At 54.9% G+C, this 13,718-nt stretch carries 19 protein-coding genes and 1 tRNA gene; 16 read left to right on the top strand and 4 right to left on the bottom strand.

What is annotated here, in order from left to right; genetic code table 11:
- Positions 1–118 precede the first annotated feature (118 nt).
- The 4 genes from ACK2JC_RS11945 to trmB all read right to left on the bottom strand — a co-directional run bounded on the left by ACK2JC_RS11945 (position 119) and on the right by trmB (position 1,566).
- Positions 119–191 (bottom strand) — tRNA-Lys (locus ACK2JC_RS11945).
- 126 nt (positions 192–317) lie between these two features.
- Positions 318–635, bottom strand: coding sequence for a thioredoxin (gene trxA, locus ACK2JC_RS11940; protein ID WP_092371184.1), 318 nt, complete (start codon positions 633–635; stop codon positions 318–320).
- Positions 636–652: 17 nt separating this feature from the next.
- On the bottom strand, positions 653–802 hold the full coding sequence (locus ACK2JC_RS11935; protein WP_166434580.1) for a hypothetical protein: 150 nt from the start codon (positions 800–802) through the stop codon (positions 653–655).
- A gap of 116 nt (positions 803–918) precedes the next feature.
- Positions 919–1,566 (bottom strand): tRNA (guanosine(46)-N7)-methyltransferase TrmB, encoded by a 648-nt coding sequence (gene trmB / locus ACK2JC_RS11930; RefSeq protein WP_320937213.1) that lies wholly within the window; start codon positions 1,564–1,566, stop codon positions 919–921.
- 242 nt (positions 1,567–1,808) lie between these two features.
- Here trmB and ACK2JC_RS11925 point away from each other — a divergent pair, with 242 nt between their 5' ends.
- The 16 genes from ACK2JC_RS11925 (at position 1,809) to ACK2JC_RS11850 (ending at position 13,710) form a co-directional block, all read left to right on the top strand.
- A complete protein-coding gene (locus ACK2JC_RS11925) occupies positions 1,809–2,759 on the top strand; it encodes an SH3 domain-containing protein (RefSeq protein ID WP_302327123.1) in 951 nt (316 codons plus the stop codon).
- A gap of 294 nt (positions 2,760–3,053) precedes the next feature.
- Positions 3,054–3,365 carry an ATPase gene (locus ACK2JC_RS11920; RefSeq protein WP_320937214.1) on the top strand — a complete coding sequence of 104 codons (312 nt, stop codon included), beginning with the start codon at positions 3,054–3,056 and terminating at the stop codon, positions 3,363–3,365.
- Positions 3,366–3,369: 4 nt separating this feature from the next.
- Positions 3,370–4,389 carry a V0D/AC39 family V-type ATPase subunit gene (locus ACK2JC_RS11915; RefSeq protein WP_092371151.1) on the top strand — a complete coding sequence of 340 codons (1,020 nt, stop codon included), beginning with the start codon at positions 3,370–3,372 and terminating at the stop codon, positions 4,387–4,389.
- A gap of 13 nt (positions 4,390–4,402) precedes the next feature.
- Entirely contained in the window at positions 4,403–6,340 is a 1,938-nt protein-coding gene (locus ACK2JC_RS11910) for a V-type ATP synthase subunit I (protein ID WP_320937215.1), read from the top strand.
- Positions 6,341–6,380: 40 nt separating this feature from the next.
- Positions 6,381–6,809, top strand: coding sequence for an ATP synthase subunit C (locus ACK2JC_RS11905; RefSeq protein WP_092371146.1), 429 nt, complete (start codon positions 6,381–6,383; stop codon positions 6,807–6,809).
- A gap of 4 nt (positions 6,810–6,813) precedes the next feature.
- Positions 6,814–7,122 (top strand): V-type ATP synthase subunit F, encoded by a 309-nt coding sequence (locus ACK2JC_RS11900; protein ID WP_007719743.1) that lies wholly within the window; start codon positions 6,814–6,816, stop codon positions 7,120–7,122.
- Positions 7,123–7,146: 24 nt separating this feature from the next.
- The gene (locus ACK2JC_RS11895) at positions 7,147–7,728 is read left to right on the top strand and encodes a V-type ATP synthase subunit E (protein ID WP_092371143.1); all 582 of its coding nucleotides are present in this window, start codon (positions 7,147–7,149) and stop codon (positions 7,726–7,728) included.
- A 1-nt stretch (position 7,729) separates the two neighbouring features.
- Positions 7,730–9,496 carry a V-type ATP synthase subunit A gene (locus tag ACK2JC_RS11890; RefSeq protein ID WP_092371140.1) on the top strand — a complete coding sequence of 589 codons (1,767 nt, stop codon included), beginning with the start codon at positions 7,730–7,732 and terminating at the stop codon, positions 9,494–9,496.
- A 13-nt stretch (positions 9,497–9,509) separates the two neighbouring features.
- On the top strand, positions 9,510–10,898 hold the full coding sequence (locus tag ACK2JC_RS11885) for a V-type ATP synthase subunit B (RefSeq protein WP_092371137.1): 1,389 nt from the start codon (positions 9,510–9,512) through the stop codon (positions 10,896–10,898).
- 95 nt (positions 10,899–10,993) lie between these two features.
- A complete protein-coding gene (locus tag ACK2JC_RS11880) occupies positions 10,994–11,614 on the top strand; it encodes a V-type ATP synthase subunit D (protein ID WP_092371134.1) in 621 nt (206 codons plus the stop codon).
- 9 nt (positions 11,615–11,623) lie between these two features.
- Positions 11,624–12,004: a MazG family protein gene (locus tag ACK2JC_RS11875; protein ID WP_024737539.1), complete on the top strand. Its 381-nt coding sequence runs from the start codon at positions 11,624–11,626 to the stop codon at positions 12,002–12,004.
- A 100-nt stretch (positions 12,005–12,104) separates the two neighbouring features.
- Complete coding sequence (locus tag ACK2JC_RS11870; RefSeq protein WP_007719737.1) at positions 12,105–12,380, top strand: HU family DNA-binding protein; 276 nt, start codon at positions 12,105–12,107, stop codon at positions 12,378–12,380.
- Between the two features lie 3 nt (positions 12,381–12,383).
- A complete protein-coding gene (locus tag ACK2JC_RS11865; protein ID WP_320937217.1) occupies positions 12,384–12,623 on the top strand; it encodes an RNA-binding S4 domain-containing protein in 240 nt (79 codons plus the stop codon).
- A gap of 85 nt (positions 12,624–12,708) precedes the next feature.
- Positions 12,709–12,993: a sporulation protein YabP gene (gene yabP, locus ACK2JC_RS11860; protein WP_092371131.1), complete on the top strand. Its 285-nt coding sequence runs from the start codon at positions 12,709–12,711 to the stop codon at positions 12,991–12,993.
- A gap of 13 nt (positions 12,994–13,006) precedes the next feature.
- Positions 13,007–13,387, top strand: a complete 381-nt coding sequence (gene yabQ / locus ACK2JC_RS11855; protein ID WP_118757436.1) for a spore cortex biosynthesis protein YabQ — start codon at positions 13,007–13,009, stop codon at positions 13,385–13,387.
- 5 nt (positions 13,388–13,392) lie between these two features.
- Complete coding sequence (locus ACK2JC_RS11850; protein WP_368272448.1) at positions 13,393–13,710, top strand: septum formation initiator family protein; 318 nt, start codon at positions 13,393–13,395, stop codon at positions 13,708–13,710.
- Positions 13,711–13,718: the final 8 nt, after the last annotated feature.

The raw sequence follows: 13,718 nt of genomic DNA, 5'->3' as shown, positions 1-13,718 counted from the left end.
GCCTGATCGGCACCGGCCAGCGCGTCCGGAATTTATTTATGAGATACAATTATGTTCGGATATCAAAAAAAAGTCCGACCCCGCGGCTTCCAATATCCGCAAAATCAGACCTTTTAAGTGCGCCTTCAGGGACTCGAACCCTGGACAAATAGATTAAGAGTCTACTGCTCTACCAACTGAGCTAAAGGCGCTTGTTCGTGCTTGGCTGTGTTGTGTTTCTCAGCGGCACGAACGTTATTATATAACTGAAAAATAAAAAAGTCAACTATTTTTTTAAAAAAATTTTATTTTTCTTTCAGATGAGCTTCAGAATCCCTTTATAAAGCCTTGTTTAAGGCTGCGGAAAGCTCGTTTTTGGAGGTTACGCCCACGAATTTATCGGAAATCTGGCCGTCCTTGAAAACGATCAGGGTGGGGATGGACATTACGCCGTAGCGGCCGGCGATGTCGCTGGCGTCGTCCACGTTCAGCTTGCCCACCACGGCTTTGCCCTCATACTCGGAGGCCAGGGCTTCCACAACGGGAGCCATCATCTTGCAGGGGCCGCACCAGTCGGCGAAGAAGTCCACTAAAACGGGCTTGTCGCTCTTGAGTGCCTCGGTGTCAAAGTTTTCGGATGTAAATTTCATTTCCATAATGTTTGGTTCCTTTCTCATTTTTTATCGCTTTTTTTAACTTTACCGTTGATGATTTTGTCGACTTCCTTGAAAGAACGGTGAAGCCGCAGTACCTTTTTGTTTAAGTCGGTCTTGTCGCTGGTGGCCCTTAGCAGGCTCCGCGTCATCTTTTCGGGGAGAGCCATCCTGTCCGCCTCCTGGCCGCTATGTCTTACTGCCAGGATATGAGCCAATCACTGTTAGTGTGCGTGGCCTGGTGAAAATTATACACCGGGCGATGCTGCGCAGGCGGCTCAGACGCTTACGGCTGCGGCGTCCGGCAGGCGACCAGCTTGCAGATCGGCTGCCCTTTGGCGGAGAATTTTATTTCGTATTCCGTCATCACGTTGCCTTCGGCCATATCAGAATGATGAAGGTCAAAGGTGTGGGCCTTCACGGTCCAGCCGGCTGCGGGAATGGATTCCAGGGAATAGTCGAACAGGCCGCGGTTGTCGGTCTTGAATTCCACAGTGCCTTCCGGGGCCAGCACGCTGTCGTAAACCGCCATGAATTCCGGCGAGGTGAGACGGCGCTTGGCGTGGCGGTCCTTGGGCCAGGGATCGGAGAAATTTAAATAGATCCGGTTCACTTCGCCTGGGGCGAACACGTCCGCCAGGGTTTTTGCGTCAATGCACATAAAAAAGATATTGTCCAGCTCCAGCTCGGCCCTCTTTTGAAGGCCCCGCAGCAGCACGCTGGAATAGCGCTCGATGCCGATGTAGTTGATCCCGGGGTTTTTCTGAGCCAGCTCCATGATGAACCGGCCCTTGCCCATGCCCACCTCGATCTCGATGGGGGTGGTGTTGCCGAACAGCTGGTCCCAGCGGCCTTTCTGCGCCTGCGGGTCCTGCACGACATAGGGACTCGCAGCAATGGTCTCCTCGGCGCCGGGAATGTGGCGTAATCGCATGTATTTTTCCTCTCATAGCTACAAATTTTGCGGTTGTCCGCAAGCTCATTTTATCATCGGGCCTATATATTTGCAAGAAAATTTACTTTTTCCTTAATATTCAGATTTTTACTGAACAATTTAAAAATTATAATGCAAAACCTGGGGAAATTTAGTATACTATACATAATGAGCGGCTTTTCAGGGGCCTGCATAATTTTGTGATTCGGATTTGTAACATAAGGTACAAAGGAGAGAGGAAAATGGCAAATGTGGAGAACACAACCAGCTGGAAGCAGATCCAGCAGGGCGTCAGAGAGACGGAACGCCTGATCGGACACAAGGAGTTTAACCTGGCGATGGTGAAGGCCAGGCAGACTCTGGAATATATGGTGCGCTGCATGGCGGAGAAGGCCTGCCTGGTGGAAGGAGATTTATCCGACACCATCGACCAGCTCTACGAGGGCAGATGGATCAGCCGCAACACCAAGGATCACTACCACAACATCCGCATTTTAGGAAATAAAGCGGTGCACGAGGGGGATGACACGGCCTACGATGCGAATCAGGCATACCAGATGCTGGTTCAGGAGGTCAAGGCTTTCGCCGACGAGTACAGTTCCGGCCGCCCGGCCGCCCGGCCTTCCGGGTCCGGAGCGCGGGGCAGTCAGGGGCGCAGCTCCTCCGGGAACCGCCGTCCGGCCCAGCAGCAGGGACGCCGCCCGTCCGGTTCCGGCGGCAACCGCAGGAAAAAACGCAAGAGAGTGTCCCCGGCCTATTATGTGCTGAGGTTTTTGGTGCCCCTTCTGGCAGTCATCCTGTTGATCGTTGTGATCCGGGCGCTGCTTCCGGACAAGAAGGACAAGGTGAAGGAGACCACCGCGCCGGTTACCGTGGAGGCGACCACCGAGCCTCCCACCCAGGAGCCGGTACCGGAGCCCACTGAGCCGCCTACCGAGGCGGAGGAGACGGGAGGCGTCTATGTGATCACCGGCAGCGCGGTGAACGTGCGCAAGGAGCCCTCGAAGGATGCCAGGATTCTGGCCCAGCTGTCCAAGGGCGCCACGGTGGATTACGTCAAACGCTACTCCAACGAGTGGGCGGTGATCAACTACGACGGGCAGGAAGCCTACGTGGCCAGCCAGTATCTGGAAAAACAGGTTCCCGCCACAGAGGGTGAGAACGCACCGGCCCCGAACTCGACGGTTCAGTAGCCTAAATAAATTATAAAAAATTTATAAACTATTTATAAAAAATATATAAATCGGCAGGATGGCAGCTGGGAGGCAAACTCCCGGCTGCCATCCTTTTTTTCATATTTACACAGGAATATTGTTAAATAATTAATTTTTATAAAAATTTAAGCTGGTATTTTTTTTGAAAAGTAGTAGAATGATATGAGCTTAAATATAAGAGAATAGTCTTTAGAAAAGCTATTTTTATATAGCAATAAGAAGGGCTTATCTTAAATATGGAAGCGATCAGATCAAAGAACAAGGAGGAGCGATATGGATACTGTGATTGACAAGCTCTCTGAGATTGAGGCTACGGCTCAGGCCATTACGGACGAAGCGAACGCCCGCAAGAAGGCGTTTGCCCAGGAGATGGATCAGAAGACCAAGGCGTTTGACGCTGAGCTTGAGCAGGAGACGTCCGCCAGAATCCGCAAGGTGCAGGAGTCGATGGAAGCGGATATGAACCGGAAGCTGGCCCAGCAGAAGGCGGATTCGGACGCACTGATCCGGCAGATAGCGGAGAATTATGAGAAAAAGCATGAAACGTATGCAGAGGCTCTTTTTAAGGCCATGATAAAGGAGTGAGGATATGGGAAGCCTGATTGCTTACAGTGGGATCACCACGAAAGTAAAGGCAATGGAACGATGGCGTATAAGCGACAGCCAGTTTGAAGAGATGGGGCTGCTGGAGTCCGTTCCCGAGGCAGTGGACTACCTGCGCAGGTTTCCGCCCTACGGGGATATCTTTAACGGGCTGGAGGACGGGCAGCTGCACCGGGGCAACATCGAGCAGCAGCTGAATCTGTCCCAATACCGGGATTTTGCCAAGCTTTACAAGTTTGCCAACTTAAAACAGCGCAGATTCCTGGATCTTTACTTCATGCATTATGAGATCGGAATCATCAAGACCTGTCTGCGAAACGCGGCGGGGCACCGGGACCAGCGGCAGGACTTGTCCATGTTCCGGGAGTTTTTTGACAAACATTCCAGTCTGGACTTAATCCAGCTCTCGGAATCCCAGAATATGGAGCAATTCGTGGCAAATCTAAACGGATCACCGTATTACGGGCCCTTAAGCCAGCTCCAGCAGAAGGGAAAGCTCACGCTTCCGGAATGTGAGAATACATTGGATATGATCTATTTCCGGAATATCTGGCGCATCAAGAAAAAGTATCTGACAAAAGGTGAACAGAAGATCATCGCCCAGTGCTTCGGCACCCGAATGGATGTATTGAATCTGCAGTGGATCTACCGGTCCAAGAAGTTTTATCACCTGGCTCCGGCGGATATCTACGCGATTCTGATTCCCATAAACCTGCACCTGACCAAAGCGCAGATCAACCGCATGGTTGAGGCGGAAAGCGCGGACGAGTTTCTGACGCTGTTGGAAACCACATGGTACAAGCGCAGCCTTCCGGCGGGCCTCAGGGACGAACCGGATTTAAAATCCGTTGCCGATGAAATCAACGACCGGATCTACCTGCTGACCAGCCGCAGGGAACCGTACTCCATCGCGATCCTGAATTCCTACCTCTACTTTAAGGAGCGGGAAATCGAGCGGATTATCACCACCCTGGAAAGCATCCGCTATGGCGTAAAAATAAGTTAAAGGGGGTTTACAAGTGATTGAGAAAATGAAGTTCTTGAGCATTACCGGCCCCAAGGCGGATATCGACCGCGTGGTCGATACCTATCTCTCCCGGTATGAGATCCATCTGGAGAACGCCTTGTCGGAACTGAAAACGGTAAGGGACTTGAGACCTTATATTGAGACGAATCCGTATAAGGAGGAGCTTTTAAAGGCCCAGGCTATGATGGAGAGCTACCACGAGCTGCTGCCCGGCGGCAGCGAGCGGCGGGCTTCCCTGGAGACGGCCCTTGAGACTGTCCGGAGCCTGGACCGCAAGCTCTCCGAACTCACGGAGCAGAAAAATGAACTGCTGGCCCAGCGGGCCGCCCTTCAGGAATCTATGGACAAGGTGGTTCCGTTTTCCGGGCTGAATTACGACGTCAGGCGGATTCTGGGGTTCCAGTATATCAAGTTCCGCTTTGGCCGCATATCGAGGGAGTATTACGAGAAATTCTCCGCGTACGTCTACGACACCATCGACACCATCCTCTTCAAGTGCAAGGAGGACGCCCAGTATATCTGGATCGTGTACTTTGTGCCGGAAAAGCTGGAGGACAAGATCGACGCCATCTACGCGTCCATGCATTTTGAGCGCATGTTCCTGCCGGACGAGTACGACGGCACACCCACCCAGGCGGGCCACAACCTGGAGGATCAGATCCGGGAGCTGGAGGCGAAGATTCTCCAGGTGGATCAGGACATCGTGGCTGCCATCAACAGCCGCAAGGACGACCTGATTGCCTCCTACCAGCGGATCAGCACCTTTTCCACCAACTTCGACGTGCGCAAGCTGGCGGCCTGCACCAAACACGACGACCACACCTTCTACATTCTGTGCGGCTGGATGACGGAGCAGGATGCCAGAAGCTTCCAGAAGGAGATTGAAAACGACGACAATACCTTCTGTATCATCGAGGACGACCACGCGAACATTATGAGCAAGCCGCCCACCAAGATGAAGAACCCGGGGCTGTTTAAACCTTTTGAACTGTATGTGGAAATGTACGGCTTGCCGAGCTACAACGAGATCGACCCCACCATTCTCATCGGCCTGACCTACTCCTTCCTGTTCGGCTTCATGTTCGGGGACGCGGGCCAGGGGCTGTGCCTTCTCATTGGCGGGTTCCTGCTCTACCGGTTTAAGAAAGTCCGCCTTGCGGGAATCATCTCCTGCTGCGGCGTGTTCTCCACCATCTTCGGCCTGCTGTTCGGCAGCGTGTTCGGGTTTGAGGATTTGATTCCGGCCATGTGGCTGAGGCCCTCCGAGGCGATGACCAACCTGCCGTTTATCGGCAAGCTGAACACCGTGTTTGTGGTGGCCGTGGGCCTGGGCATGCTGATCATTCTCATGTGCATGGTGCTTAACATCGTCAACAGCCTGCGCTCCCACGACACGGAGAAGGTTTACTTTGACACCAACGGCGTGGCGGGCCTGGTATTCTACTTCGCCCTGGCCTGCACCATCGTGCTCTACATGAGCGGAAAAGCCCTTCCGGCCACCGTGATTCTGGTGGTGATGTTTGTGGTTCCGCTCTTTGTGATGTTTTTCAAGGAGCCTCTCACCGCCATTGTGGAGAAGAAGGCGGAGAAAATCGAGGGCGGCGTGGGAATGTTCATCACCCAGGGGTTGTTCGAGCTGTTCGAGGTGCTGCTGAGCTATTTTTCCAACACCCTGTCCTTTGTCCGTGTGGGCGCTTTTGCGGTGAGCCACGCGGCCATGATGCAGGTGGTGCTGATGCTGGCGGGAGCTGAGGCCGGAAGTCCCAACTGGGCGGTGGTCATCGGCGGAAACCTGTTTGTCTGCGGCATGGAGGGCCTGATCGTGGGCATTCAGGTGCTGCGTCTGGAATACTATGAACTGTTCAGCCGGTTCTACCGGGGCAGCGGCCGGGCCTTCAAGCCCTACGGCAAGGCTGCGGAACAGCAGTAGCGTTTATAAATTAATATCTAGGGAAAGAGGAGAATGAATCATGAGCGTAATTGTAAAAATCACATTGGTCGTGGCACTGTTGTTAAGTATTGTTATCCCCTTCGGAGCCTTTGCGGCAGGGGAAAAGACCAAGGGACGTTATAAAACCGCCCTGGCCGTTAACCTGTTTATGTTCTTCGGAACCATGGTGTTTGCCGGAGCGGTGATGTTCTCCGGAAATGCGTACGCGGCGGAGGCTGCCTCCGGGGCCGCATCCTCCGCGGGTATGGGTTATCTCTCCGCGGCGCTCTCCACCGGCCTGTCCTGCTTAGGCGGCGGCATCGCCGTTTCCGCAGCTGCCTCCGCGGCTTTGGGAGCCATCAGCGAGGACAGCACCATCCTTGGTAAATCGTTAATCTTCGTTGGCCTTGCCGAAGGTGTTTGCTTGTATGGTCTGATCATTTCCTTCATGATCTTAGGTAAGCTGTGATCCTATGAAAATGTACCTGATCAGCGACAACGTGGACACGCTGACCGGCATGCGGCTGGCCGGCGTGGAGGGCGCAGTGGTACATGAGAGGGAGGAACTGAAAGCGCAGTTGGATAAGGTCCTGGCCGACAAAGAGATCGGTATCATCCTGCTGACTGAGAAATTCGGCAGGGAATTTCCCGAGATCATCGACAACGTGAAGCTGGAGCGCAAGCTGCCGCTGATCGTGGAGATCCCGGACCGACACGGAACCGGCCGCAAGCCGAACTTTATCACTTCTTATGTAAACGAAGCCATTGGATTAAAACTGTAAGACCATAGAAAGCAGGTGAAGAGTTTGACAACAGAGGAGAAACTGAAGCATTTTCAGGATATCTGTATGGAGGACGCCAGGGACAGAAGCGCCAAGATGCTGGACGACTACATGGCTGCCCTTGAAAAATCCTTTGAGGAGCACACCGCTGATGCCAAACGGCGCGCTGACATGCAGGTGGCGATGGAGACTGAAAAGCTGGAGCGCGAGATGAACAAGCGCCTTTCCATCGCACAGCTGGATTTGAAGCGGGAAGTCAGCCATAAGCAGGAAGAGCTGAAGGATAAATTATTTGTGGAGCTTAAGGATCTTCTGGAGAATTTTATGGATACAGGAGACTACCAGCGCCTTTTGGAGAGCCAGGTCAAGGCGGCTAAGGAGTTTGCCGGGGACGCGGAGCTGATCATTTACATGGACCCCTCGGACCAGGATAAGCTCCAGCGCATCGCCATGCACCACAACGCCACCATCAAGGTCAGCGAATACTCCTTCATGGGCGGCACGCGGGCGGTGATCCCGGCCAAACATATTCTCATCGACAATTCCTTTGAGACGAAACTGAAGGAAGCCCGTCATGAGTTCAAATTTGATTTAGGAGGTAAGTAGAGTGGCTAAGACAGGTGAGATTTACGGCATCAACGGACCCGTCGTCTCCATCCTGGGCGATCCGGGATTTCAGATGAACGAGATGGTTTACGTTGGTAAGGAAAATCTGGTGGGCGAAGTCATTGGACTGACCTCGGAAAAGACCACGATCCAGGTGTACGAGGAGACCAGCGGAATCAAGCCGGGGGAGGTTGTGACCGGAACCGGCGCTCCGGTGTCGGTTACCCTGGCGCCCGGCATCCTGAGCAGCATTTTCGACGGCATCGAGCGCCCGTTAAACGAGATCGCCAAGACCAGCGGCCACTATATCAGCCGCGGCGTCAGCGTGGAGAGCCTGGACCCGGATAAAAAATGGGAAACCCATATGACGGTGAAAAAGGGCGACCGGGTGTTCCCCGGCTCCATCATCGCCGAGGTCCCGGAGACCAGGGCCATTACCCACAAGGTGATGGTTCCGCCGGACGTGGAGGGATATATCCTGGAGGTGGTTCCGGACGGCTCCTACACCATCGGCCAGGAGTTGGTCACCGTGCAGCTGATCGACGGAACGGAGCGGAAGCTGACCATGACGCAGAAATGGCCCATCCGCGTACCCCGTCCCATCGCCAAGCGTTTTCCGGCCACCAAGCCGTTGATCACGGGGCAGCGGATTCTGGACACCATGTTTCCCCTGGCAAAGGGCGGTACGGCGGCGATTCCCGGCGGTTTCGGCACCGGCAAGACCATGACCCAGCACCAGATCGCCAAATGGTCCGACGCGGATGTGATCATCTACATCGGCTGCGGGGAGCGGGGCAACGAGATGACCCAGGTGCTGGAGGAGTTCACGGAGCTGATCGACCCCAAGAGCGGCAACCCGCTGATGGACCGCACCACCCTGATCGCCAACACCTCCAACATGCCGGTGGCGGCCCGTGAGGCCAGTCTGTACTCCGGGCTGACCCTGGCGGAGTATTACCGGGACATGGGCTACCACGTGGCCATCATGGCGGATTCCACCTCCCGCTGGGCGGAGGCTCTGCGCGAGCTGTCCGGCCGTCTGGAGGAGATGCCCGCGGAGGAGGGCTTCCCGGCCTATCTGGCCTCCAAGCTCTCCGCGTTCTACGAGCGGGCGGGCATGGTGCAGAACTTGAACCAGACCGAGGGGTCCGTGACCATCATCGGCGCGGTGTCCCCCCAGGGCGGCGACTTCTCGGAGCCGGTGACCATGAACACCAAACGTTTCGTGCGCTGCTTCTGGGGACTGGATAAATCCCTGGCCTACGCCAGGCATTTCCCGGCCATCCACTGGCTGACCAGTTATTCGGAGTATATAAACGACCTGGCGCCCTGGTACACGGACCATGTGAGCAAGAAATTCGTGGACTACCGCAACCGCCTGATGGCCCTCTTAAACCAGGAGAGCAACCTGATGGAGATTGTGAAGCTGATCGGCGCGGACGTGCTGCCGGACGATCAGAAGCTGGTGCTGGAGATCGCCAGGGTGATCCGCCTTGGATTTTTACAGCAGAACGCCTTCCACAAGGACGACACCAGCGTGCCCATGGAAAAACAGTTTAAGATGATGGAAGTGATTCTCTACCTGTACAAGAAGTCCAGGGCGCTGGTGGGCATGGGCATGCCTGTGTCCGTGCTGAGGGAGGAGAAGATCTTCGACCGGATCATCTCGATCAAATACGACGTGCCCAACGACCGCCTGGACATGTTCGACGATTATATGAAGCAGATCGATCAGTTCTACGACCGGGTCGTGGAGCAGAACGCGTAAGGAGGACGAAAGGATGGCAGTTGAATATTTAGGTTTAAGCGAAATCAATGGCCCGCTGGTGGTTCTGGAAGGCGTTCAGGGAGCTGCTTACGATGAGATCGTGGAAATGACCGTGGGCGGAAATACCCGCAAGATCGGCCGTATCATTGAAATCTACGGGGATAAGGCCATTATCCAGGTGTTTGAGGGCACCGAGGGGATGGCGCTGCGCAACACTCACACCCGGCTCACCGGCCATCCCATGGAGATCGCGGTGTCCGAGGAGATGCTGGGGCGGACCTTCAACGGCATCGGCGAACCCATCGACGGCCTGGGAGACATTATCTCCGACATCAAGCTGGACGTCAACGGAAAGCCCTTAAACCCGGTGACCCGGGAGTACCCCAGAAACTATATCCGCACCGGAATCTCGGCCATCGACGGCCTGACCACCCTGATCCGGGGACAGAAGCTGCCCATCTTCTCGGGCAACGGCCTGCCCCACGACCAGCTGGCGGCTCAGATCGTGCAGCAGGCCTCCCTTGGGGACAATTCCGACGAACAGTTCGCCATCGTGTTCGGCGCAATGGGCGTCAAGTACGACGTGGCGGATTTCTTCCGCAGGACCTTTGAGGAGAGCGGCGTTTCCGAGCACGTTTCCATGTTCATCAACCTGGCCAACGATCCCGTGGTGGAGCGTCTGATCACTCCCAAGGTGGTGCTGACCCTGGCGGAGTATCTGGCCTTTGAGAAGGGCATGCACATTCTGGTAATCCTGACGGATATGACCTCCTACGCCGAGGCTATGCGCGAGGTCTCCTCCTCCAAGGGCGAGATCCCGTCCCGTAAGGGCTTCCCGGGCTATTTATACAGCGACCTGGCATCCATTTACGAGAGAGCGGGCATCGTGGCCGGACGGGCGGGCAGCGTGACGCAGATTCCCATTCTGACCATGCCCAACGACGACATTACCCATCCCATCCCCGACCTGACCGGGTATATCACCGAGGGGCAGATCGTGCTGGACCGCCAGATGCACGGGCAGTCCATCTATCCGCCCATCAACGTGCTGCCCAGCCTGTCCCGTCTGATGAAGGACGGCATCGGCGAGGGCTTTACCCGGGTGGACCACCAGGACGTGGCCAACCAGCTGTTCTCCTGCTACGCCAAGGTGGGAGACGCCAGGGCGCTGGCTTCGGTAATCGGCGAGGATGAGCTCTCGCCCATGGATAAAAAATACCTGGAATTCGGCAAGGCCTTTGAGGAGCAGTTCGTGGGCCAGGATCCCCACGAGAACCGGAACATTCTGGAGACGCTGGGGATTGGCTGGCGGCTTCTGGGAATGCTTCCGAGGGAGGAGCTGGACCGGATCGACACCAAGATTCTGGACCAGTATTACAAGCCCACCGAGGAGATTCAGTAGCAGCGTAAATGGCGCGCCCTGGCGCGCCGGATCAGGCGGGAGCGCGGGCCGGCACTTTGGGCCGGGCGGCGTTTTCCACACAAGGAGTGATGTAAATGGATCCGAATACATTTCCCACAAAAGGCAATCTGATGCGGGCGAAAAACTCCCTGGTGCTGGCCAGACAGGGTTATGGGCTGATGGACAAAAAGCGGAATATTCTGATCCGCGAGCTCATGGGCCTGATCGACGAGGCCAAGGGAATCCAGTCGGAGATCGACTCCACCTTCCGGGCCGCCTACGCGGCGCTGCAGAAGGCCAACATCGAGCTGGGCATCAACTACGTCCAGGAGGTGGGGGCCTCGGTGCCGGTGGAGACGGGCGTGAAGATCAAGGCCCGGAGCATCATGGGGACGGAGATTCCCCTGGTACAGCACGAGGCGAAGCCGCTGCAGCTGACCTATGGATTTTACAATACGACCCAGTCCCTGGACGAGGCGCGCTACCATTTCGAGCGGGTGAAGGAGCTGACCATCAAGCTGTCCATGGTGGAGAATTCCGCCTACCGGCTTGCCAACAGCATCAAGAAAACCCAAAAGCGGGCCAACGCCCTGAAAAATATTACCATTCCCAAGTACGAAACCCTGTCCAAGGACATTTCCGAGGCTTTGGAGGAGAAGGAGCGGGAGGAATTCACCCGCCTAAAGGTGATCAAGCGGAACAAGGAAAAGACGTGAGGAGAGACGATGCACACATTTGACGACCTGATTGGTATCATAGCCGAGCTGCGCTCGGACCACGGCTGCCCCTGGGATAAGGAGCAGACCTTTGAAAGCCTAAAAAAGTGCCTGGCCGACGAGGCCCAGGAGGTCTTTGAGGCGGTGGACAACAAGGATATGGAAAATCTTTGCGAGGAGCTGGGGGACGTGCTGCTCCAGGTGGTGCTGTACAGCCAGATCGCAAAGGAGGCTGGCGCGTTCACCATCGACGATGTGATCGACGGAATCAGCGAGAAAATGGTGCGCAGACACCCCCACGTGTTTGGCGATATAGAGGTCAATTCACCGGAGGAAGCACTGGCTCTCTGGAAAGAGATAAAATTGCAGGAAAAAGCCAAAAAACCTTGACAAAACGTAGAGAAACGGCTATAAATGATTAAGTACACCAAGACTCGTAAGGGTAAAAATTCCGGCCTTTGTCCGGATCATATTTTAGGAGGAAGAATTGATGAACAAGACAGAATTGATCGCAGCAGTTGCTGAAAAGGCAGAGCTTTCCAAAAAAGATGCAGAGAAGGCAGTAAAGGCATTTACGGACGTGGTAACGGAAGAGCTGGTTAAGGGCGAGAAGGTTCAGCTGGTTGGCTTCGGCAACTTTGAGGTCAGCGCAAGAGCTGCCAGAGTGGCCAGAAATCCCAAGACCGGCGAGCCGATGAACGTTGAGGCTTCCAAGACTCCGAAGTTCAAAGCCGGCAAGGCCTTAAAGGATGCGGTTAACAACTAATCCATGAGACTGGACAAGTTTTTGAAGGTTTCCCGCCTGATCAAGCGCAGGACTGTCGCCAACGAAGCCTGCGACGCCGGACGCGTTCTGGTGAACGAAAAGCCGGCCAAGGCTTCCCTGAATGTCAAGACCGGGGATGTGATCGAGATCCGGTTCGGGGAAAAGGCGGTTCGGGTAGAGGTGCTGGACGTGCAGGAGACCGTTAAGAAGGACGAGGCAAAAGAGCTGTTCCGTTACCTGTGATCGATGTTTCATTCTGAATAATGGCATATATTGGCCAACCTCCTAATATATTTAACATAGGTTAGATATGTTAGGAGGTTTTTGCATGGAAGAAAAACTGAACGGCCGTCTGCACAAGCTGGTGTTCCAGAACCGGTCTGCGGGCAGCATCACCGGTATCGCGGACGTGGTCTCCTTTGACGAGAACACCATTGTGCTGGACACGGACATGGGGCTTTTGACCATCAAGGGCAAGGAACTTCATGTCAGCCGGCTGACCCTGGAGAAGGGGGAGGTGGATGTGGACGGCACCATCGACAGCATGGCCTATTCCTCCAACGAGGCGCTGCGCAAATCAGGGGAGTCCCTGTTCTCCCGCCTGTTCAAGTGACGGGGGCGGTCTTATGAGCGGGGTGATTCGCTACGAGGCGTGGCTTTTGATGCTGAGCCTGGCCACCGGCGGGTGGCTGATGCTGGTCTACGACACCTTGCGGGTGTTCCGGCTGATGATCCGCCACAGCGCCTTTGCGGTGGGACTTGAGGACTTTTTTTACTGGATCGGGGCGGGGGTTGTGACCTTCAATCTCCTGTACCAGCAGAACGACGGAGGGCTGCGCGCCTACGTGATCGGCGGGGTTCTGGGCGGTATGATTTTATACGACCGTTTGATCAGCAGAATTTTTTTTAAAGGCTTGAAAAAGCTCGGTAAAAAGTTTACAATAAAATCAGGCAAAAATACCCGGAAAGTGACGGGCAAAGAACAGACGGAAAAAGTTGGTGATTGATCAGGATGAAAACATATGGAAAATCTAGGTGTCTTAGGCGGGACAAGTGGGCAAACCGTATGGCGCTGCTTGGGATTACGCTGGTAGTCGCATGCCTGGCGGTCGTGATCAATGCTAAGGGAGCCAGCCTCCGGCGTATGGATCTGGAGTACAAGGTCCGCCAGGAGAACCTGCAGGCCCAGTTGGAAGCGGAGAGCAAGCGGGCCGACGAGCTGGAGGACTACAAGGTCTACGTCAAAACGAAAGAATATGCGGAGGAAGTGGCCAAGGAGAAGCTGGGCCTGGTCAACCCTGACGAAATCCTGCTCAAACCCAGCGAATAATGGGGCTT

This window comes from Enterocloster lavalensis (genome assembly GCF_046603895.1).
GTDB classification, from domain to species: domain Bacteria; phylum Bacillota; class Clostridia; order Lachnospirales; family Lachnospiraceae; genus Enterocloster; species Enterocloster lavalensis.
The sequence above is the reverse complement of the archived record's forward strand: the minus strand, read 5'-3'. Positions and strand labels throughout refer to the sequence as shown.

Excerpts from the sequence above, each read along its gene's own strand:
- trxA (WP_092371184.1), bottom strand. The coding sequence starts at position 635 with ATGGAAATGAAATTTACATCCGAAAACTTTGACACCGAGGCACTCAAG.
- ACK2JC_RS11935 (WP_166434580.1), bottom strand. The coding sequence starts at position 802 with ATGGCTCTCCCCGAAAAGATGACGCGGAGCCTGCTAAGGGCCACCAGC.
- trmB (WP_320937213.1), bottom strand. The coding sequence starts at position 1,566 with ATGCGATTACGCCACATTCCCGGCGCCGAGGAGACCATTGCTGCGAGT.
- ACK2JC_RS11925 (WP_302327123.1), top strand. The coding sequence starts at position 1,809 with ATGGCAAATGTGGAGAACACAACCAGCTGGAAGCAGATCCAGCAGGGC.
- ACK2JC_RS11920 (WP_320937214.1), top strand. The coding sequence starts at position 3,054 with ATGGATACTGTGATTGACAAGCTCTCTGAGATTGAGGCTACGGCTCAG.
- ACK2JC_RS11915 (WP_092371151.1), top strand. The coding sequence starts at position 3,370 with ATGGGAAGCCTGATTGCTTACAGTGGGATCACCACGAAAGTAAAGGCA.
- ACK2JC_RS11905 (WP_092371146.1), top strand. The coding sequence starts at position 6,381 with ATGAGCGTAATTGTAAAAATCACATTGGTCGTGGCACTGTTGTTAAGT.
- ACK2JC_RS11900 (WP_007719743.1), top strand. The coding sequence starts at position 6,814 with ATGAAAATGTACCTGATCAGCGACAACGTGGACACGCTGACCGGCATG.
- ACK2JC_RS11885 (WP_092371137.1), top strand. The coding sequence starts at position 9,510 with ATGGCAGTTGAATATTTAGGTTTAAGCGAAATCAATGGCCCGCTGGTG.
- ACK2JC_RS11880 (WP_092371134.1), top strand. The coding sequence starts at position 10,994 with ATGGATCCGAATACATTTCCCACAAAAGGCAATCTGATGCGGGCGAAA.
- ACK2JC_RS11875 (WP_024737539.1), top strand. The coding sequence starts at position 11,624 with ATGCACACATTTGACGACCTGATTGGTATCATAGCCGAGCTGCGCTCG.
- ACK2JC_RS11870 (WP_007719737.1), top strand. The coding sequence starts at position 12,105 with ATGAACAAGACAGAATTGATCGCAGCAGTTGCTGAAAAGGCAGAGCTT.
- ACK2JC_RS11865 (WP_320937217.1), top strand. The coding sequence starts at position 12,384 with ATGAGACTGGACAAGTTTTTGAAGGTTTCCCGCCTGATCAAGCGCAGG.
- yabP (WP_092371131.1), top strand. The coding sequence starts at position 12,709 with ATGGAAGAAAAACTGAACGGCCGTCTGCACAAGCTGGTGTTCCAGAAC.
- yabQ (WP_118757436.1), top strand. The coding sequence starts at position 13,007 with ATGAGCGGGGTGATTCGCTACGAGGCGTGGCTTTTGATGCTGAGCCTG.
- ACK2JC_RS11850 (WP_368272448.1), top strand. The coding sequence starts at position 13,393 with ATGAAAACATATGGAAAATCTAGGTGTCTTAGGCGGGACAAGTGGGCA.